16 protein-coding genes are annotated in these 19,568 nt (G+C 71.7%); 8 read left to right on the top strand and 8 right to left on the bottom strand.

Annotated features, from left to right (window positions below):
- Positions 1 to 5 precede the first annotated feature (5 nt).
- The 4 genes from C1703_RS26925 to C1703_RS26910 are packed head-to-tail and all read right to left on the bottom strand — an operon-like array spanning position 6 to position 4,384.
- Positions 6 to 653: an ATP/GTP-binding protein gene (locus C1703_RS26925; protein WP_114255269.1), complete on the bottom strand. Its 648-nt coding sequence runs from the start codon at positions 651 to 653 to the stop codon at positions 6 to 8.
- A complete protein-coding gene (locus C1703_RS26920; protein WP_114255268.1) occupies positions 634 to 1,056 on the bottom strand; it encodes a DUF742 domain-containing protein in 423 nt (140 codons plus the stop codon). The genes C1703_RS26925 and C1703_RS26920 overlap by 20 nt, the downstream gene beginning before the upstream one ends.
- The gene (locus C1703_RS26915) at positions 1,053 to 1,577 is read right to left on the bottom strand and encodes a roadblock/LC7 domain-containing protein (RefSeq protein ID WP_114255267.1); all 525 of its coding nucleotides are present in this window, start codon (positions 1,575 to 1,577) and stop codon (positions 1,053 to 1,055) included. The genes C1703_RS26920 and C1703_RS26915 overlap by 4 nt, the downstream gene beginning before the upstream one ends.
- The gene (locus C1703_RS26910) at positions 1,574 to 4,384 is read right to left on the bottom strand and encodes a nitrate- and nitrite sensing domain-containing protein (protein WP_198678281.1); all 2,811 of its coding nucleotides are present in this window, start codon (positions 4,382 to 4,384) and stop codon (positions 1,574 to 1,576) included. Before C1703_RS26910 ends, C1703_RS26915 begins: the two co-directional genes overlap by 4 nt.
- A 368-nt stretch (positions 4,385 to 4,752) precedes the next feature.
- Between C1703_RS26910 and C1703_RS26905 the strand changes: the two genes are divergently transcribed.
- Positions 4,753 to 5,538, top strand: a complete 786-nt coding sequence (locus tag C1703_RS26905; protein WP_114255266.1) for a protein phosphatase 2C domain-containing protein — start codon at positions 4,753 to 4,755, stop codon at positions 5,536 to 5,538.
- 58 nt (positions 5,539 to 5,596) lie between these two features.
- On the opposite strand, the gene C1703_RS26900 is transcribed toward C1703_RS26905, so the two are convergent.
- Positions 5,597 to 6,088: a MarR family transcriptional regulator gene (locus tag C1703_RS26900; protein ID WP_114255265.1), complete on the bottom strand. Its 492-nt coding sequence runs from the start codon at positions 6,086 to 6,088 to the stop codon at positions 5,597 to 5,599.
- A 190-nt stretch (positions 6,089 to 6,278) separates the two neighbouring features.
- Positions 6,279 to 8,693: an endopeptidase La gene (gene lon / locus C1703_RS26895; protein WP_114255264.1), complete on the bottom strand. Its 2,415-nt coding sequence runs from the start codon at positions 8,691 to 8,693 to the stop codon at positions 6,279 to 6,281.
- Between the two features lie 174 nt (positions 8,694 to 8,867).
- Here lon and C1703_RS26890 point away from each other — a divergent pair, with 174 nt between their 5' ends.
- On the top strand, positions 8,868 to 9,527 hold the full coding sequence (locus tag C1703_RS26890) for a GNAT family N-acetyltransferase (protein ID WP_114255263.1): 660 nt from the start codon (positions 8,868 to 8,870) through the stop codon (positions 9,525 to 9,527).
- Positions 9,528 to 9,539: 12 nt separating this feature from the next.
- Here C1703_RS26890 and C1703_RS26885 read toward each other — a convergent pair whose 3' ends face one another.
- Positions 9,540 to 10,217 (bottom strand): rhomboid-like protein, encoded by a 678-nt coding sequence (locus C1703_RS26885; protein ID WP_232840791.1) that lies wholly within the window; start codon positions 10,215 to 10,217, stop codon positions 9,540 to 9,542.
- 297 nt (positions 10,218 to 10,514) lie between these two features.
- On the opposite strand from C1703_RS26885, the gene C1703_RS26880 reads away from it, so the two are divergent.
- The 5 genes from C1703_RS26880 to C1703_RS26860 all read left to right on the top strand — a co-directional run bounded on the left by C1703_RS26880 (position 10,515) and on the right by C1703_RS26860 (position 17,546).
- A complete protein-coding gene (locus C1703_RS26880) occupies positions 10,515 to 11,195 on the top strand; it encodes a spermidine synthase (RefSeq protein WP_114255262.1) in 681 nt (226 codons plus the stop codon).
- Between the two features lie 135 nt (positions 11,196 to 11,330).
- Positions 11,331 to 12,071, top strand: coding sequence for a response regulator transcription factor (locus C1703_RS26875; RefSeq protein ID WP_010040369.1), 741 nt, complete (start codon positions 11,331 to 11,333; stop codon positions 12,069 to 12,071).
- Positions 12,068 to 13,180, top strand: a complete 1,113-nt coding sequence (locus C1703_RS26870; protein WP_114255261.1) for an ATP-binding protein — start codon at positions 12,068 to 12,070, stop codon at positions 13,178 to 13,180. The genes C1703_RS26875 and C1703_RS26870 overlap by 4 nt, the downstream gene beginning before the upstream one ends.
- A 281-nt stretch (positions 13,181 to 13,461) precedes the next feature.
- Positions 13,462 to 17,280, top strand: a complete 3,819-nt coding sequence (locus C1703_RS26865) for a multifunctional oxoglutarate decarboxylase/oxoglutarate dehydrogenase thiamine pyrophosphate-binding subunit/dihydrolipoyllysine-residue succinyltransferase subunit (RefSeq protein WP_114255260.1) — start codon at positions 13,462 to 13,464, stop codon at positions 17,278 to 17,280.
- Between the two features lie 86 nt (positions 17,281 to 17,366).
- Entirely contained in the window at positions 17,367 to 17,546 is a 180-nt protein-coding gene (locus tag C1703_RS26860; RefSeq protein WP_003992906.1) for a DUF6104 family protein, read from the top strand.
- A gap of 42 nt (positions 17,547 to 17,588) precedes the next feature.
- Here the strand turns inward: C1703_RS26860 and C1703_RS26855 are convergent, their stop codons facing one another.
- The gene (locus C1703_RS26855; protein WP_114257602.1) at positions 17,589 to 18,416 is read right to left on the bottom strand and encodes a hypothetical protein; all 828 of its coding nucleotides are present in this window, start codon (positions 18,414 to 18,416) and stop codon (positions 17,589 to 17,591) included.
- A 147-nt stretch (positions 18,417 to 18,563) separates the two neighbouring features.
- On the opposite strand from C1703_RS26855, the gene C1703_RS26850 reads away from it, so the two are divergent.
- Positions 18,564 to 19,568: a DUF4097 family beta strand repeat-containing protein gene (locus C1703_RS26850; protein WP_114255259.1), complete on the top strand. Its 1,005-nt coding sequence runs from the start codon at positions 18,564 to 18,566 to the stop codon at positions 19,566 to 19,568.

The raw sequence follows: 19,568 nt of genomic DNA, 5'->3' as shown, positions 1-19,568 counted from the left end.
GTCCTCTACTCGGGGGTTTCGTCGAGCGCGTGGCCCACCAGGGCCAGGAGGGTCTCGATCACGGAGATCCGGCGACGCGCGTCCATGATCATGACAGGTATGTGTTGCGGGATGGTCAGGGCCTCCCGCACGTCCTCCGGCTCGAACAGCTCACTGCCGTCGAAGTGGTTGACGGCGACGACGTACGGCAGTCCGGAGCTCTCGAAGTAGTCCAGGACCGGGAAGCAGTCCTTCAGCCGGCGGGTGTCGGCCATCACGACGGCGCCGATCGCGCCGCGCACGATGTCGTCCCACATGAACCAGAACCGCTGCTGGCCCGGCGTGCCGAACAGGTAGAGCACCAGGTCGTCGTCGAGCGTGATGCGCCCGAAGTCCATGGCCACGGTGGTGGTGGTCTTGCCCGGGGTGGCGGTGAGGTCGTCGTGGGCCTCGCTCGCCTCGGTCATCAGCGCCTCGGTCTGCAGGGGCGTGATCTCCGAGACGGCGGTGACCAGCGTGGTCTTGCCCACGCCGAAACCGCCCGCCACCACGATCTTGGTGGCGATGGGGGCCCGGGTGCGGTCCGTCTCCCAGGCGTGCATGCTCTCGCCGGGCTGGGCGAACGGGGAAGTACCAGAGACGCCGTGAGCGGCGTCAGAGACGACGGAGTCCACTCAGCACCCTTTCCAGCAGAGCGCGGTCCGGGCGGCCCGTGCCGTGGCCGGTGCCCGTTCCGTACACACGGATCTTTCCCTGGTCCGCGAGGTCGCTCAGGAGCACGCGGACCACGCCGAGCGGCATCTTCAGCAGCGCGGCGATCTCGGCCACCGTACGCATCCGGCGGCACAGTTCGACGATGGCCCGCAGCTCCGGCATCACGCGGGTGGAGAGGTGGCCGTTCGTCAGTTCCCTGCGCTCCTCGGGGGCGTCGAGCGCGGCCGTGCTGGCCACGAACGTCTCCACCAGGAGGACGTGACCGAAGCGGGTGCGGCCGCCGGTGAGCGAGTAGGGGCGGACCCGGGCAGGTTTGCGGTCACCGCCGCGGACCGGCAGCTGGGACTTCGGCGCGCTGCTCATCGGGCACTCCCCGTCGTCTGGGACTCCTCCAGGGACTTACGGAGTTCGCTGCGGAGTTCGGGCGTCAGGACGTGTCCGGCGCGGCCGACGAACAGCGCCATGTGGTACGCGACCACGCTCATGTCGCAGTCGGCGGAGCCGTGGACGCCGAGCAGTGAGCCGTCGCTGATGGACATCACGAACAGGCTGCCCTCGTCCATGGCGACCATGGTGTGCCTGACCCCGCCGAACTCCATCAGCTTGGCGGCGCCGACGGTGAGGCTGCCGATGCCGGAGACGATGGTGGCCAGGTCGGCGGCGGAGCCGCGCGGGCCGGTCTTCCTGGTCCCGCGGGCCTGGAGGGCCTCCCGGGCCTGCCGGTTGCGGTGGTCGTCGGAGGACAGCAGGAGCAGTCCGTCGGACGAGACGACCGCGACCGAGAGGATGCCGGGGACCTCTTCGACGAGGTTGGTCAGCAGCCAGTGCAGGTTGCGGGCCTCACTGCTCAGTCCGATCAGTCCGAAGGTACTGGGAGCGGTCAACTGCTTGCCTCCTCGACTGTGCCCCCCGTGGCTTCTTCGGATTCAGCTTGTCCTGGTGTGCCGGTGGCCGGCCGCTTGTGCGAGGCCGTCTGCTCGGCGATCTCCGCCTCCACCTCGCGGTAGCCGGCCTGCGCGCCCTGGCGGAAGCCGCCGAGGCGGCGGCGGAGTGCCTCGGCGTCGACGGATCCGCTGCGCTGGCGGGGCGCGGTGGCCGGGGCGGTGATCTTGGGTGTGCGCTTGGGGAGGCCCTTGTCGGTGACGCGTTCGTGCTCGGCGTCGGCCTCCGCCTCGGCTTCCCCTTCGGCGTGTTCGTACCCACCCGCACCACCGGTGCGGGTTTCGTGGTCGGGTGCGGGTGGCCCCTGTGGGGCCGCTTCGCCGTCGGCGGCCGCGGACTCGTGCTGCGTCGGCTCCGGCTCCCCCTGGGGTATCGGGGCCAGCAGCTCCATCGTGGTCTCGGCGGGGGTTTCCGCCGGTGCCGTGGCCTCTGGCGCGGGTGCCGGTGCGTCTGGCCGCGCCGCTTCCACCGGTTCTGGGTGCTCCGCGGCCTCCTCCGCCGCCTCCTCGCGCCGTACCGCCTTCTCCGCGAGGGCCACCAGCGGGTCCCCGTTTCCGGCGCGGCCGTGCAGGACGTTGGAGTTGGCCTCGGCGTCGGCGCCCGGGAAGGAGAAGGAGGGGGCCGCGCCGGGGACGGGGCCGGAGGCCGGTACGGCCGCGGGCGGGGCGGCGGCGAGGAGGGTCCGGGGCAGCACGACGACCGCCGCGACACCGCCCTGCTTCTGCTCGCGCAACTGGACGCGCGCGCCGTGGCGGTGGGCGAGGCGGGCCACGACGTACAGGCCGAGGCCGAGACCGTCCTCGCCCTCCTGGTCGTACGGCGCCTCCGGGTCGAAGTCGGCCAGGCGGGCGTTGAGGCGCTCCAGCCGGTCCTCGGCCATGCCGATGCCCTCGTCCTGGACGGAGAGCATGACCTCGCCGTTCTCCAGGAGCCAGCCGGAGATCTCGACGGGCAGGTCGGGCGGGGAGAACGAGGTGGCGTTCTCCAGGAGTTCGGCCAGCAGGTGGGAGAGGTCGTCGGCGGCGAACCCGGCGATGTGCGCGTGCGGCGGCAGCGCGGCGATCCGCACGCGCTCGTACCGCTCGATCTCGCTGACCGCGGCACGGACGACGTCCACCAGCGGCACGGGCCCGGCGGCGTGCTGGACGTGCTCGGTGCCGGCGAGGACGAGGAGGTTCTCGCTGTGCCGGCGCATGACCGTGGCGAAGTGGTCGAGCTTGAACAGGGTGGCGAGGCGGTCCGGGTCCTGCTCGCGCTCCTCCAGGTTCTCGATGACGGCGAGTTGCCGCTCGACCAGGCCGAGGGTGCGCAGGGCCAGGTTGACGAACGTGCCGCCGATGGCCGTGCGCAGCCGCTCCAGCTGGGCGGCGGACTCGGCGAGTTCGGCGCGCAGTTCCTCGCGGGCGTCGGCCATCTTCTGGCGCTGGCCGACGAGGTGCTTGCGGTCGCCCTCCAGGGTGGCGATGCGCTCGGTGAGGGCGGCCGCGTGCGCGTGCAGGGCGTTGACGGAGCGGACGACCTGGGCGAACTCGTCGTTGCGGCCGGTGAACTTCACCGGTTCCTCGGCCGCCGGGTCCTCGGCCTCGGCGAGGCGCTTCGAGCCCAGGCGCAGCACCGCGAGCGGGCGGGTCAGGCTGCGCGCCATGCCCGTGGCGACACCGACGGCGAGCAGCATCAGGGCGCCGAGGATCGCGATGCGGATCTCCAGCGCGGTGACGTCGTCGTCGCGCAGGGCCTCCAGGTCCTTGGTGCGGCGGTCGTAGAGGGCGGACTCGACGCCGCGCATCAGGTCGACCCGGGCGGAGAGGGCCGCGTCCAGCCTCTTGGTGCTGGTGGAGAGCTCGCTGCCGGTCAGGGTCGGCTGGTCGGTGAGGGTGGCGAGGTACTTCTCGGCGGAGTTGACCTCGGTGCCGGTGACCGTGTTGTCGAAGGAGGTGCGGGCCGCCTTGGGCGCGGTGTCGCGGAAGTCGGCCAGGGCCGCGTCGGAGCGCAGCCGGGCCTGCTGGGCGGCGGCGCTCAGGGCGTCGCGCTGCCGGGCGTCGGCGCCCGAGGAGGTGGCGGTCTCGGTCGGCAGGCCGGTGACCGGGTCGATGACCGTCTCGGTGCTGCGCGGCACGCTGAGCGCGGCCAGCAGCAGGCCCCGGGCCGCGGCGGCCTGCTGGACGGCGGAGTCCAGCTCGGCCAGCGCGTGGCTCCCGGCGCCGGCGCGGGGCGGCGTCTGCTGGGCCAGTTGCTCGGCGAGGCGGTGGAGTTCGGTGATGGCGGTGGAGTACGCCTGGTGCGCTTCGAGGGCGCTGCTCTTGCCGGTGAGCGCGGCCCGGCGCACGGCCGCGATGGCGTCGAGGCCGGAGCGGAGCGAGGCGGGTGTGTCGGTGTCGGACCGCAGCTCCTCGACCTGCCGGTCCACGCGTTCGCTGTGCTGCTCGGAGGGCGCCTTGGACTTGGGGCGGCCGGCCGCGATGTAGGAGGTGACCTCGTCGCGCTCGTCGGCGAGGGAGTGGGCGAGGGCGAGGGCGTCCTGCGTCTGCTCCGCGAGCGTCACCAGCTCCTGGGAGTCGTGGAGTTGCCCGGAGGCGGCGAGGACGGACGGGGTGCCGGCGCCGGCGATGGCCGCGGCGACCACGGCGACGGCGACGATGAGCCGGTTGCGTACGTGCGTGGGCCGTCCCTTGCCGGTGGGGGTCGTCGGCTCAGCGCCCTGAGCGGGGGCCGTCTGCTTGCCTGTGCGACGAGGCCGCGTCTTCTGCACCGGTGCTCGCATTCCTGACTCGTGAACCCTTGGGCCCGGGTGACGCTCCGTCAACTGACGCGTACTCCCGGTACACTTCCCGACCCTCCCAGCGCCGGTGTGCAGCGCACGCGCATCACCTGACCCGCCACCCGAAGGAGTGAACCCCGGAGGGGAGTTGAGGGGCAAGTTCCGCAGGCCCTCGCAGTCGCCTTGCGGGGCAGGCCGGTTGGACGCCGGGGGCGGGCGGTGGCAATATTCGCCACCACGCCTTCCCGGAACAAAGCATTCCAGCCCAAACCAGGCGTCTGACCTGCGCGGGTGCGCCGGTCCGGCAACCATTGCCAGCCTTCTGCGGACCTTGTGAAGGGCTCGTGCAGACTGGCTGGATGCGTACTGAACTCGCCTCGGAGCCCGGGGACGCCGACCGCCCGAACGAGGACTTCGCCAGTGTCGGGCTTCCGGCTTCAGGACAGGGTGGTTCGGTGGTCGTCCTGGACGGGGTCACCCCGCCGAAGGGCGGGACGGGCTGTCTGCATTCCGTCCCCTGGTTCACCGCACGCCTCGGTGGAGCCCTGACCGAACTGACCGTTTCACTCCCGGATGTTCCTCTGCTCGACGCCTTGTCCCGCGCCATCGCGCGTACCGCCGCGGCACACGCGGAAACCTGTGACCTTTCTCACCCCCGTACACCTCAGGCCACGGTGGTCCTGGCCCGGTGGAATCCGGCCACGGTGGAGTACCTGGTCCTGTCGGACTCGGCCCTGCTGCTGGAGTCCCCCGACGGCGCGGTGACCGCGCTGCTGGACGACCGGCTGGCCCGGCTGCCGCGCTCGGCCCTGGCCACGGACGCGCTGGTGGACGCGACGCTGCGGAACAAGGAGGGCGGCTTCTTCACGGCGGCCGCCGATCCCGGGGTGGCCCGGCGCGCGGTGACCGGAACCCTGCCCCGCCGCGAGGTGCGCGCCCTGGCCGCCCTGACGGACGGGGCGACCCGCTGGGTGGAGCGGTTCCAGGAGGGCGACTGGGCGGACTGCTTCCGCCTGCTGCGCAAGGAGGGTCCGCAGGCGCTCGTGGACCGGGTGCGGACGCTGGAACGGGCGGATTCCGCCGCCACGTTCCGCGGCCGCGGCAAGCGGCACGACGACGCGACGGTCGTGTACGCCGAGCTCTGACGGTCGTGTGCGCCGAGCGAGCTCTGACGGTGGTGTGCGCCGAGCGCTGAGGAACCCGCTACTTCTCCATGCCGCGGTTGAGCTGGTGCAGCAGCCGGGCCAGTTCCGTGACCTCGTGGGTGTCCCAGTCGGCCAGGCGGCCGGCGTACCGGGCGCGGCGGGCCTCGCGGACCCGGCGGACCCGGTCGTGGCCCTCCTGGGTGAGGGCGACCAGCCAGGCGCGGCCGTCGGCGGGGTCGGGCTCGCGCGCGACCAGCCCGAGTTCCTCCAGGGCGCGCAGCTGGCGGGACATCGTCGCCTTGCCGACCCCGATGTAGGCGGCGAGGGCGGTGGCCCGCTGCTTGCCGCACTCGTCCAGCCGGACCAGCAGCCCGTAGGCGGACGACTCCAGGTCGGGATGGACCTCGCGGGCCATCTCGCCCTGGCTGGCCCGGGCCCGTCGCAGCAGCACGGTCAGCTCCCGCTCCAGCGCCAGGAAGGCAGGCTGATCCACAGCGCTCCCGGCCGCACCGGCAGCTCGGTGTCCGTCGTCCTTGCCGTCCTCGTGCACGTCAGTCCCTGCCTCGGTCGTCGCCCGCACGGAGAGTTCCCGTACTGGGATTTTCCGCCACCTGCTGTCATCGCCGCAGTTCGGCAAGTATTCCGCAGGCCACGGGGTGCGTGTACACAGGGCCGCCACATGGTGAAGGCCCGGGCCTCCCTCACGAGAACCCGGGCCTTCCCTCATCCGGCCACGTCCGTCACGCCGCGACCGGAACCTCGGGCGCGGCCCCGTTCGTCGCCGGGGACAGCGCCAGCTCCAGGACCTGGCGGACGTCGGTCACGGCGTGGACGTCGAGCTTGTCCAGCACCTCGGCCGGGACGTCGTCCAGGTCGGGCTCGTTGCGCTTGGGGATGATCACGGTGGTGACGCCCGCCCGGTGCGCCGCGAGCAGCTTCTGCTTCACGCCGCCGATCGGCAGGACCCGCCCGGTCAGCGAGACCTCGCCGGTCATGGCCACGTCCGTGCGGACCAGCCGGCCGGAGAGCAGGGAGGCCAGGGCCGTGGTCATCGTGATGCCCGCGCTCGGGCCGTCCTTGGGGACCGCGCCCGCCGGGAAGTGGATGTGCACGCCCCGGTCCTTCAGATCGCCCACCGGCAGTTCCAGCTCGGCGCCGTGGGAGCGCAGGAAGCTGAGCGCGATCTGCGCGGACTCCTTCATCACATCGCCCAGCTGACCGGTCAGGGTCAGCCCGGCCGCGCCCGTCTCCGGGTCGGCCAGCGACGCCTCGACGTAGAGCACGTCACCGCCCGCTCCGGTCACCGCGAGGCCCGTGGCCACGCCCGGCACGGACGTCCGCCGCTCGGCCGGGTCCTGGGCGGACTCGGGCACGTGGTGCGGCCGCCCGATCAGATCGCGCAGATCACCGTCGGTGACGGTGAACGGCAGCTCCCGCTCGCCGAGTTCGTGCTGGGCGGCGACCTTGCGCAGCAGCCGTGCGACGGACCGCTCCAGGTTGCGGACGCCGGCCTCGCGCGTGTACTCGCCGGCGAGCTTGCGCAGCGCGCTCTCGTCGAGGGTCACCTCGTCCTTGTCGAGGCCGGCCCGCTCCAGCTGGCGCGGGAGCAGGTGGTCACGGGCGATGACGACCTTCTCGTCCTCGGTGTAGCCGTCGAGGCGGACGATCTCCATCCGGTCGGCCAGGGCCTCCGGGATGGCCTCCAGGACGTTGGCGGTGGCGAGGAAGACCACGTCCGACAGGTCCAGCTCGACCTCCAGGTAGTGGTCCCGGAAGGTGTGGTTCTGGGCCGGGTCGAGCACTTCGAGGAGGGCGGCGGCCGGGTCGCCCCGGAAGTCCGAGCCGACCTTGTCGATCTCGTCGAGCAGCACGACCGGGTTCATGGACCCGGCCTCCTTGATGGCACGGACGACCCGGCCGGGCAGCGCGCCCACGTAGGTGCGCCGGTGGCCGCGGATCTCGGCCTCGTCGCGCACGCCGCCGAGGGCGACGCGGACGAACTTGCGGCCCATGGCGTGGGCGACGGACTCGCCGAGGGAGGTCTTGCCGACGCCGGGCGGTCCGACGAGGGCGAGCACGGCACCGCCGCGCCGCCCGCCGACGACGCCCAGTCCCCGGTCGTTGCGCCGCTTGCGCACCGCCAGGTACTCGGTGATGCGCTCCTTGACGTCCTCGAGACCCGAGTGCTCGGCGTCCAGGACCGCCTTGGCGCCCTGGATGTCGTAGGCGTCCTCGGTGCGCTCGTTCCACGGCATCTCCAGGACCGTGTCGAGCCAGGTGCGGATCCACGAGCCCTCGGGCGACTGGTCGGAGGACCGCTCCAGCTTGTCGACCTCCTTGAGGGCGGCCTCGCGGACCTTCTCGGGCAGGTCGGCGGCCTCCACCCGGGCGCGGTAGTCGTCGGACTCCTCGCCCTCCTGCTCGCCGTTGAGCTCGCGCAGCTCCTTGCGGACCGCTTCGAGCTGGCGCCGCAGCAGGAATTCACGCTGCTGCTTGTCGACGCCCTCCTGGACGTCCTTGGCGATGGTCTCGGCCACGTCCTGCTCGGCGAGGTGGTCGCGCAGCTGCTGGGTGGCGAGCTTGAGCCGGGCCACCGGGTCGGTGGTCTCCAGCAGTTCGACCTTCTGGTCGGTGGTCAGGAACGGCGAGTAGCCGGAGTTGTCGGCGAGCGCCGAGACGTCGTCGATGGCCTGGACCCGGTCGACGATCTGCCAGGCGCCGCGCTTGCGCAGCCAGGCGGTGGCGAGGGCCTTGTACTCCTTGACCAGTTCGGCGACCTGCCCGGGCAGCGGCTCCGGCACGGTCTCGTCGACGCTGGTGCCCTCGACCCAGAGGGCCGCGCCGGGTCCCGTGGTCCCCGCACCGATCCTCACCCGGCCCCGGCCGCGGATCAGCGCGCCCGGGTCGCCGTCGGCGAGCCGGCCGACCTGCTCGACGGTGCCGAGGACACCGGTGTTCGCGTACGTCCCGTCGATGCGTGGCACCAGGAGTACCCGGGGCTTTCCGGGCGTTGTCCGAGCGGCGGCCTGTGCGGCCTCCACGGCGGCACGGACCTCGGAGTCGCTCAGGTCCAGCGGGACCACCATCCCGGGCAGCACGACCTCACCGTCGAGCGGCAGCACGGGCAGGGTGAGCGGTGTGGACGTCGAAGCCATGATCTCCCCTTCGGCAGTCAAGTTGAGCTATGCCGACTCAATGCTGGGCGGCGACGGAATGTTCCCGGACAGGCGTTCGCTGTGAGCGATCACCGGTGACGCTGATGGCGAGGCACCGCGTACAGTCACCCGAGTAATAGATCAAACAACCCTCTACCTATTACAGGGGACGATGTGGACCGGATCGTGCAGGCGTGGGTGGACGGGTGGATCGTGTCCCGTGGAGCGGCCGATCCGGTCCCCGAGCCCTGGGGCTGCACCATCGACGTCGGGGCGAACGGCCACGTCACACGGCATGTGTTCGGCGCGACCGGTGACGCTCTCGACGAGGCCTCCGTCCGCAAGGTGGCCGAGGCGGTGACCGGGGCCGGGGTGTGGCTGAAGGCGTTCCGGGACCCGGCCGTGGTCTCCGGCTGGCTGGGCGACGACTGGTGGATCGACCCCGAGCCCGGCTACCTGATGACGGTCCCGCTGACGGCGGACGCCGCTCCGCACGCTCCCGAGGGCTACCGGCTGCGCAGCTGGTCGCGCGGCGGGGTGACGCGCGTGCTGGTCGCCGCGCCGGACGGTTCCCTGGCGGCGCGCGGCCAGATCGCCCCGACGGGCCCGACCGCCGTCGTCGACCAGATCGAGACGGCCCCCGAGCACCGCCGCAGGGGGCTCGGCGGTGTCGTCATGCGGACGCTGCAGAGCGCCGCCGTCCGGCAGGGCGCCCGCACCGGCGTCCTGGCCGGAACGCCCGCGGGCAGAGGGCTCTACGAGGCACTGGGCTGGGAGGTGGTGGCCCTGCTGACCAGCGCCAAGCACGTCCCGCCGGCTTCCGGCACGGCCTGAACCGACCCGCGCTCAGCGTCCCGCCCGGGCCAGGCGCGTCGCGTACCACCGGCGGACCAGCGGCCAGGTCGCGACACCGATGGCCAGGGCGATCAGGTGCCCCCAGTTCGTCATCGGGTCGGTGAAGGCGAGCAGGTCCTGGAGCAGCATCCCGGCGAAGCCGGCCAGCAGCGGCACGCGCAGCCAGAGCGGCAGCAGCCCGGCCAGGGCACCGGTGCCGGCCGCGACGCCGAAGCTGATGCCGTAGTCGAGGCGGTGCAGGGAGCTGTCGGGGAGCTGTCCGGCCAGGACGGCGAGTCCCACCGGCACCTCGGTCGCCAGGGTGGCGAGGACGTGTCCGAGCAGGAAGACACCGGCCGTGCGCAGGCCGCCGATCCGCCGTTCCAGCGCGGTCAGCACCAGCAGGAACGCGACGGCGAACGGCGAGGCCACCCCGCCCGCGACCCACAGCGCGCTGCCCACCAGCACCAGCTCCGGCGTCCGCACCAGGTGCGCCACGTCCGTGCTGGAGCCCTGGAGCAGGGCGTGCACCAGGGCCGGGTCGGCGTGCGCGGCGATCAGCGAGGTGACACCGAGCAGGGCCGCGTACGCGCAGGTGAACGGCGTGCCCGTGGGGGTGGGCAGCAGCCGCCAGGGCCGCAGCGCCCGGAGTCCGGCCCCGGGCGTTCCCGGGGGCGGGGAGTCCGGCACCGCCGGGACCGCGGTCTGGCGTGCCCGCTGCCGCGGCACCCCGTCCAGCAGGACCGACGTGTCGCACCCGGGCGCGTCCGCCGGCGGGGGTGCGACCTCCTCGCCGGGCGGCGCGGCGCGTTCCACCACGGGCGCTCCTTCCGTCCCGTACAGCCTTCGTGCCCGACCGCCCCACTGTCTGTGACCCGGGCCACGCGAGAGCCGATTCACAGCAACCCGACAGCCCTGTCCCGCGTCCGCCGCCGGCCGCGTGGAAATTCCCGGCGTGCGAACTCCGCCCCCTGCCAGGATGTTCCCATGCCCATCCCGAACGACCTTCCCGATGTCCTGGACCGTCGCGAGGGCCCGCACGGCGAAGTCGTGCTGCGGCGCCGGCCCGGTGGCCGGCTGGAGATCATCGCGAACGGCTGCTTCCTGATGGACACCTCCGACGGCCGCTCCGAGCGGCGGCTGGTCGACGCGGCACTGGACGCCCTGCCCGGCCGCACCCGCCCCGACCTGCTGATCGGCGGACTCGGCGTCGGCTTCTCCCTCGCGCACGCGGCGGCGGACCCGCGCTGGGGGCGGATCGCGGTGGTGGAACGCGAGCCCGCGATCGTCGAATGGCACCGCGACGGCCCGCTCTCCACGATCTCCGCAGAGGCCCTCGCCGACCCCCGCACGGAAATCGTCGAAGCCGATCTCGTCGCATACGTCAATGAGACATCCGCCACGTACGACGCGCTGTGCCTCGACATCGACAACGGCCCCGACTGGACCGTGACGGAAGGCAACGCAGATCTCTACGGCAAAGCCGGACTGGCCGCCTGCGCACGGGTGTTGAAGCCCGGCGGGGTACTCGCCGTCTGGTCCGCCCAGCCGTCTCCGGAATTCGAAGAAACCTTGCGGAATGCCGGGTTCCAACAGGTGCGTACCGAAGAGATCCCGGTTGCCCGGGGCGTTCCGGACGTCGTGCACCTCGCCATCAGCCCTGGATAGCAAAGGTGTGCTGACTCCCCGTACGCTGCTCCTCTGACGCCGATCATTCAAGCGTCAATCGCAACCATGCGCAGGCATAGCCAGTCATGAGGAATCACCCCACTGATTCCGGAAAGCACACCCCAGGGGCGGGCGATGGAGCAGACACACACCTCCCACAACGGTTCGGCGACGGCTACTCCGGGCGCACAGCGCCGGGTTCTCGTCGTCGAGGACGACGCCACGATCGTGGACGCCATCGCGACCCGCCTGCGAGCCGAGGGATTCCTCGTGCAAACAGCGGGTGACGGTCCGGCCGCCGTCGACACGGCCGAGGCCTGGCAGCCCGACCTGCTGATCCTCGACATCATGCTGCCCGGCTTCGACGGTCTGGAGGTCTGCCGGCGCGTGCAGGCCGCCCGGCCGGTGCCGGTGCTGATGCTCACCGCGCGCGACGACGAGACCGACATGCTGGTCGGGCTCGGCGTCGGCGCCGACGACTACATGACGAAGCCCTTCTCGATGCGGGAGTTGGCGGCGCGCGTGCACGTGCTGCTGCGCCGCGTGGAGCGGGCCGCGCTGGCCGCCGCGACGCCGCGCAGCGGCATCCTGCGCCTGGGCGAACTGGAGATCGACCACGCGCAGCGCCGGGTGCGGGTGCGGAGTGAGGATGTTCACCTCACGCCCACCGAGTTCGACCTCCTGGTCTGCCTGGCCAACACCCCGCGCGCGGTCCTCTCCCGCGAGCAGTTGCTCGCCGAGGTCTGGGACTGGGCGGACGCCTCCGGCACCCGCACGGTCGACAGCCACATCAAGGCGCTGCGCCGGAAGATCGGCGCCGAGCGGATCCGTACGGTGCACGGCGTCGGTTACGCCCTGGAGACCCCGACGCCATGAGCGGCGGGCCGGCCGCACGGAGAAACCCCGGGGAGCCGGAACCCTGGGGCGGGGTGAGCCCGTTCTCGATCAAGACCAAGCTGGGCGCGCTGGTCGTCATCTCGGTGCTGATCACCACCGGTCTGTCGGTGATCGCGGTGCACACGAAGACGGAGCTGCGCTTCATCACGGTCTTCTCGATGATCGCCACGCTTCTCATTACGCAGTTCGTGGCCCATTCGCTCACCGCCCCGCTGGACGAGATGACGGCCGTGGCCCGGTCCATCTCGCAGGGCGACTACACCCGCCGGGTGCGGGAGAACCGCCGTGACGAACTGGGCGACCTGGCCGTGACGATCAACGCCATGGCCGACGAGCTGGAGGCCCAGGACCGCCAGCGCAAGGAGCTGGTGGCGAACGTCTCGCACGAGCTGCGCACGCCCATCGCGGGTCTGCGCGCGGTGCTGGAGAACATCGTCGACGGCGTCACGCAGGCCGACCCGGAGACGATGCGCACGGCCCTGAAGCAGACCGAGCGCCTCGGCCGGCTGGTGGAGACGCTGCTGGATCTGTCCCGCCTGGACAACGGCGTCGTCCCGCTGAAGAAGCGGCGGTTCGAGGTGTGGCCGTACCTGTCCGGTGTGCTGAAGGAGGCCAACATGGTCGCCTCCGTGCGCGCGGGCATCGCCACCGGCTCGGGCAGTCACACGCGCACGGACGTCCATCTGCACCTCGACGTCCACCCGCCGGAGTTGACCGCGCACGCCGACCCGGAGCGCATCCACCAGGTCGTCGCCAATCTCATCGACAACGCGGTCAAGCACAGCCCGCCGCACGGCCGGGTGACGGTCAAGGCGCGGCGCGGCGCGCTGCCGGAGTCGCTGGAGCTGGAGGTCCTGGACGAGGGCCCCGGCATTCCGAAGTCGGAGTGGCACCGCGTCTTCGAGCGGTTCAACCGGGGCAGCGCCAAACGGCCGCAGGGGCCGGGCAGCGACGGCGGCACGGGCCTCGGCCTGGCGATCGCCCGCTGGGCGGTGGATCTGCACGGCGGGCGGATCGGAGTGGCCGAATCCGAGCGGGGTTGCCGGATTCTTGTCACTCTTCCAGGAGAGCCATCCGTGCCAAGTTGACGTAAAGTTCGAAGCGGAGCCACAAGATCCACCGGCGTCCGCGCTGACGGACACGTGTGATCAGGCACAGGCCCGCGCCATCGGCGCCCGGGGCCTTGCCCCGCCCTTCCCTCCTTAAGCGGAACTACGCTTGTTTCCCGCCATTTCAAGGCCCGAAACGCAGTCTGAGATGTGACTTACACGACGTTGAACGGGCCCGACCTGACCTTCCCGGCCCGGGAGGCGTAGCCTTGATTCCCGCTGTCCATCATCTTGTGAAGCGGAAGAGGGCGGTTGCCGCCGTGTCGCCACAGTCCCCCAGTAACTCGAGCATCTCGACCGAGACCGACCAAGCGGGCAAGAACCCCGCCGCGTCGTTCGGTGCCAACGAGTGGCTCGTCGACGAGATCTATCAGCAGTACCTCCAGGACCCGAATTCGGTAGACCGAGCCTGGTGGGACTTCTTCGCCGACTACAAGCCGGGCGCCGCTGGCGCGCCGGCTCCGGCGGGTACCGCGGCCGCGGGGGCCGCGGGCACCACCACCGCGCAGGCCGCTCCCGCCCAGGCCCCCGCCCCGGCGGCCGAGAAGCCCGCCGCCGAGAAGCCCGCCGCCGCGCAGGCCCCGGCTCCGGCCCAGGCGAAGCCCGCCGCGCAGGCCCCGGCCCAGGCCGCCGCTCCCGCGAAGGCCGCCCCGGCCCCCGCGAAGCCGGCCGCTCCCGCGAAGAAGGCCGAGCCCGCCGCCGAGGCCCCCTCGGGCCCCGAGCAGGTCGTGCTGCGCGGCCCCGCCGCCGCGGTCGCGAAGAACATGGACGCCTCCCTGGAGCTGCCCACGGCCACGTCCGTGCGCGCGGTCCCGGTGAAGCTGCTGTTCGACAACCGCATCGTCATCAACAACCACCTCAAGCGGGCGCGCGGCGGGAAGATCTCCTTCACGCACCTCATCGGCTACGCCATGGTCCAGGCGATCAAGGCCATGCCGGCGATGAACTACTCGTTCGCGAAGGTCGACGGCAAGCCGACCCTGGTCAAGCCGGACCACGTCAACCTCGGTCTCGCCATCGACCTGGTCAAGCCGAACGGCGACCGCCAGCTCGTCGTCGCGGCGATCAAGAAGGCCGAGACGCTGAACTTCTTCGAGTTCTGGCAGGCCTACGAGGACATCGTCCGCCGCGCCCGCGACGGCAAGCTGACGATGGACGACTTCACCGGGGTCACGGTCTCCCTGACCAACCCCGGCGGCCTCGGCACCGTCCACTCGGTGCCGCGCCTGATGCCCGGCCAGTCCGTGATCATGGGCGTCGGCTCCATGGACTACCCGGCGGAGTTCCAGGGCACCAGCCAGGACACCCTGAACAAGCTCGGCATCTCGAAGGTCATGACGCTCACGTCGACCTACGACCACCGGGTCATCCAGGGCGCCGCCTCCGGCGAGTTCCTCCGCCAGGTCGCCAACCTGCTGCTCGGCGAGAACGGCTTCTACGACGACATCTTCGAGGCGCTGCGCATCCCCTACGAGCCGGTCCGCTGGCTCAAGGACATCGACGCCAGCCACGACGACGACGTCACCAAGGCCGCCCGCGTCTTCGAGCTGATCCACTCCTACCGGGTCCGCGGCCACGTCATGGCCGACACGGACCCGCTGGAGTACCAGCAGCGCAAGCACCCCGACCTGGACATCACCGAGCACGGCCTCACCCTGTGGGACCTGGAGCGCGAGTTCGCCGTCGGCGGTTTCGCCGGCAAGTCGATGATGAAGCTGCGCGACATCCTCGGCGTCCTGCGCGACTCGTACTGCCGCACCACCGGCATCGAGTTCATGCACATCCAGGACCCCAAGCAGCGCAAGTGGATCCAGGACCGCGTGGAGCGCCCGCACTCCAAGCCGGAGCGCGAGGAGCAGCTGCGCATCCTGCGCCGGCTGAACGCGGCCGAGGCGTTCGAGACGTTCCTGCAGACGAAGTACGTCGGCCAGAAGCGCTTCTCCCTGGAGGGCGGCGAGTCCGTCATCCCGCTGCTCGACGCGGTGCTCGACTCCGCTGCCGAGTCGCGCCTGGACGAGGTCGTCATCGGCATGGCCCACCGCGGCCGCCTGAACGTCCTCGCCAACATCGTCGGCAAGTCGTACGCCCAGATCTTCCGCGAGTTCGAGGGCAACCTCGACCCGAAGTCGATGCACGGCTCCGGTGACGTGAAGTACCACCTGGGCGCCGAGGGCACCTTCACGGGCCTCGACGGTGAGCAGATCAAGGTCTCCCTGGTCGCGAACCCGTCGCACCTGGAGGCGGTGGACCCGGTCCTGGAGGGCGTCTCGCGCGCCAAGCAGGACATCATCAACAAGGGCGGCACGGACTTCACGGTCCTGCCGGTGGCGATCCACGGCGACGCGGCCTTCGCGGGCCAGGGCGTGGTGGCCGAGACCCTGAACATGTCGCAGCTGCGCGGCTACCGCACCGGCGGCACGGTCCACATCGTCATCAACAACCAGGTCGGCTTCACCGCGGCCCCCGAGTCCTCGCGCTCCTCCATGTACGCGACGGACGTGGCCCGCATGATCGAGGCCCCGATCTTCCACGTGAACGGCGACGACCCCGAGGCCGTCGTCCGCGTGGCGCGGCTCGCCTTCGAGTTCCGCCAGGCGTTCAACAAGGACGTGGTGATCGACCTCATCTGCTACCGCCGCCGCGGTCACAACGAGTCGGACAACCCGGCCTTCACCCAGCCGCTGATGTACGACCTGATCGACAAGAAGCGCTCGGTGCGCAAGCTGTACACCGAGTCCCTCATCGGTCGCGGCGACATCACCCTGGAAGAGGCCGAGCAGGCGCTCCAGGACTACCAGGGCCAGCTGGAGAAGGTCTTCACGGAGGTCCGCGAGGCCACCTCGCAGCCGTCCGCCGTGGAGCCCTCCGACCCGCAGGCCGAGTTCCCGGTCGCCGTGAACACCGCGGTGACCTCGGAGGTCGTCAAGCGGATCGCCGAGTCCCAGGTCAACATCCCCGACCACATCACCGTCCACCCGCGTCTGCTGCCGCAGCTGCAGCGCCGGGCGGCGATGGTCGAGGACGGCACGATCGACTGGGGCATGGGCGAGACCCTCGCGATCGGCTCCCTCCTGCTGGAGGGCGTCCCGGTCCGCCTGGCCGGCCAGGACTCGCAGCGCGGTACGTTCGGCCAGCGCCACGCGGTCATCATCGACCGCACCACGGGCGACGAGTACACGCCGCTGCAGTACCTCTCCGAGGACCAGGCGCGGCTCAACGTCTACAACTCCCTCCTCTCCGAGTACGCGGCGATGGGCTTCGAGTACGGCTACTCGCTGGCCCGCCCGAACGCGCTCGTGATGTGGGAGGCGCAGTTCGGCGACTTCGTCAACGGCGCGCAGACGGTCGTGGACGAGTTCATCTCGTCGGCCGAGCAGAAGTGGGCCCAGACGTCCGGCGTCGTCCTGCTCCTGCCGCACGGCTACGAGGGCCAGGGCCCGGACCACTCCTCGGCCCGCCCGGAGCGGTTCCTGCAGCTCTGCGCCCAGAACAACATGACGGTCGCCATGCCGACGTCGCCGTCGAACTACTTCCACCTCCTGCGGTGGCAGGTGCACAACCCGCACCACAAGCCGCTGGTGGTCTTCACGCCGAAGTCGATGCTGCGCCTGAAGGCGGCGGCGTCGAAGGCGGAGGAGTTCACGACCGGGCAGTTCCAGCCGGTCATCGGCGACGCGTCGGTCGACCCGGCCGCGGTCAGGAAGGTCGTCTTCTGCGCCGGCAAGGTCTACTACGACCTGGAGGCCGAGCGTCAGAAGCGCGGTGTGACGGACACGGCGATCATCCGCATCGAGCGCCTGTACCCGCTGCCGGGTACCGAGCTCCAGGCGGAGATCAAGAGGTACCCGAACGCCGAGAAGTACCTGTGGGCCCAGGAGGAGCCGGCGAACCAGGGTGCCTGGCCGTTCATCGCGCTCAACCTGATCGACCACCTCGACCTGGCGGTCGGCGCGGACATCCCCGCCGGCGAGCGCCTGCGCCGCATCTCGCGTCCGCACAGCTCGTCCCCGGCCGTGGGTTCCGCGAAGCGGCACCAGGCCGAGCAGGAGCAGCTCGTGCGTGAGGTGTTCGACGCGTAAGCGCCCTCGTGCGTCCTGCGTGACCGGGCCGCATCCCCGATCCGGGGGTGCGGCCCGGCTGTTTGCGCCCACATATCCTTGACGGCATGTACTTCACGGACCGTGGCATCGAGGAACTGGAGAAGCGGCGCGGCGAGGAGGAGGTCACCTTCGAGTGGCTGGCCGAGCAGCTGCGGACGTTCGTCGATCTCAACCCCGACTTCGAGGTGCCGGTGGAGCGGCTGGCGACGTGGCTGGCGCGGCTGGACGACGAGGACGACGAGTAGGAGTCGGCCGGCCGGGGGATCGACGCCGCGCTGTCGCCGGCGTCAGTCGCGCGGATGTGTGAGGCCGTAGGCCAGACCCCACGTGCCGTGGGCCAGGAGCAGGGCCCCGGCCGTGAGCCAGCCGCCGCTGCGCCGCCGCAGCCCCCAGGCCACCAGCGGTACGCCCGCCGCCACCTGCGCGAGGGCCAGGGCGCGGGCCCTGGGGCCGCCGGTCCAGGGCATCCAGGGGCCGAGGCGGCTGTGCTCGACGGTGCCGCGTTCGGCGACCGCCTCCCGCCAGCCCGGCCACTCGACCGGGAGGCTGTCCGGCTGGAGCGCGGCGGCTTCCCGGAGCCGGTGGGCCGGTTGGCCGGGTGCCAGTCCGGGAGGCAGTGAGACGCCCACGCGTGCGAGGACCGCGAGCAGACCGCGCAGGCGGGTACGAGCGTCGGCCGCGGTGTCGGGTTTCGTGAGCTGGTCGAGGGCCTGGAGGTCCAGGACGGGGTCGAGGCCCACGCGCGCGGCGAAGGTCCGCATCGCCTCGTCCTCCCCCGCCGGGACACCGCTCGTGAGCCAGACGAATCCGACCGGGCGGCGGAAGCCGGACGCCAGCGTGTAGCCCGCGTGGTCGGCGTCCCACCAGAGGGCGAGGACGGGCCAGGGCGCACCGACGGCGAGGGCCGTGGCCCAGCCGGTGACGACACGGTCGACGGGCTCGGCGCCGTCGCGCCAGGGCCGGCCCTCGGGGACGAGCACGCTCCAGTCGTCGCCCGCCCGGGTGAGCTGCATGGGTTCACGCAGCAGGTGGGCGACGGGGGCGACGGCCCCGGGCGCCGCCCGGCACAGCAGCAGTGCCCCGGGCTCGGGACCTGCGGAGGCGGCTTCCGTCATGGTCACACGCTAGGGCGAATCACCCGTGTTTGAGCACTTTTGACGGCTCGATCATCCCCAAAACGGGTGTCTTGACTTTCCCGGCCCGCGATATATCGTGATTGGAACAGACGCGATATGGCGCGTCGAGTCGGGGAGGTCTGCACCATGTCCGAGTGGTCCGTCACGGAACCGAGGAAGCTCACCTTCGACGAGCCCGTGAGCACACTCCACGTACGCCTCGTCAACGGAACGGTGAACGTGGTGGGCACGGACGAGGGTTCCGCCCGCCTGGAGATCTCGGAGATCGAAGGCCCTCCCCTGGTGGTGACACAGCAGGACGGCACCCTCACGGTGGCCTACGAGGACCTGCCCTGGAAGGGCTTCCTCACCTGGCTGGACCGCAAGGGCTGGCGCCGCAGCGCGGTGGTCTCCCTGGCCGTCCCGGCCGGGACCCGGGTGGAGGTCGGCGTGGTCGGCGCGGCAGCCGTGGTCTCGGGGATCGACGGCCCGTCGACGATCAAGGGGGTCACGGGCGACACCACCCTCGTGGGCCTCTCCGGCCCGGTCCGCGCCAAGACCGTCTCGGGCAGCCTGGAGGCCCAGGACGTGACCGGCGACCTCTGGTTCCAGTCCGTCTCCGGCGATCTCACGGTGGTCGAGGGCTCCGGCCCCTCCGTGCGGGCCGACTCGGTCAGCGGCTCCATGATCGTCGACCTCGATCCGGACGGCCCCACGGACGTGCGGCTGAACAGCGTCTCGGGCGAGATCGCGATCCGGCTCCCCCACCGGGCGGACGCGGAGGTCGAGGCCAACACGGCGAGCGGCGCCATCTCCAACGCCTTCGACGGCCTGCGGGTACACGGCCAGTGGGGCGCCCACAAGATCACCGGCCGCCTCGGCGCCGGCACCGGCAAGCTGCGGGCCACCACCGTCTCCGGCTCCATCGCCCTGCTGCGCCGACCTGCCGACGAGGACGAGGCCGACGCAGCCCAGGAGGCACGCCCCGGCACCGGCACACCCCAGGACGCACACCCCGGCACCGACACCCCAGCGGCAGCACCCCCGGACAGCGGCCCGCGTGAGGACTCGGGAGACAATTCCGTCTCCGGCCCGGGCGATGGCGCCACCAGCGCCCCGGCCGACGGCACGACCGACAAGAAGGTGCTCTGA

The sequence above is a fragment of the Streptomyces sp. Go-475 genome, assembly GCF_003330845.1.
GTDB lineage: Bacteria > Actinomycetota > Actinomycetes > Streptomycetales > Streptomycetaceae > Streptomyces.
The sequence above is the reverse complement of the archived record's forward strand: the minus strand, read 5'-3'. Positions and strand labels throughout refer to the sequence as shown.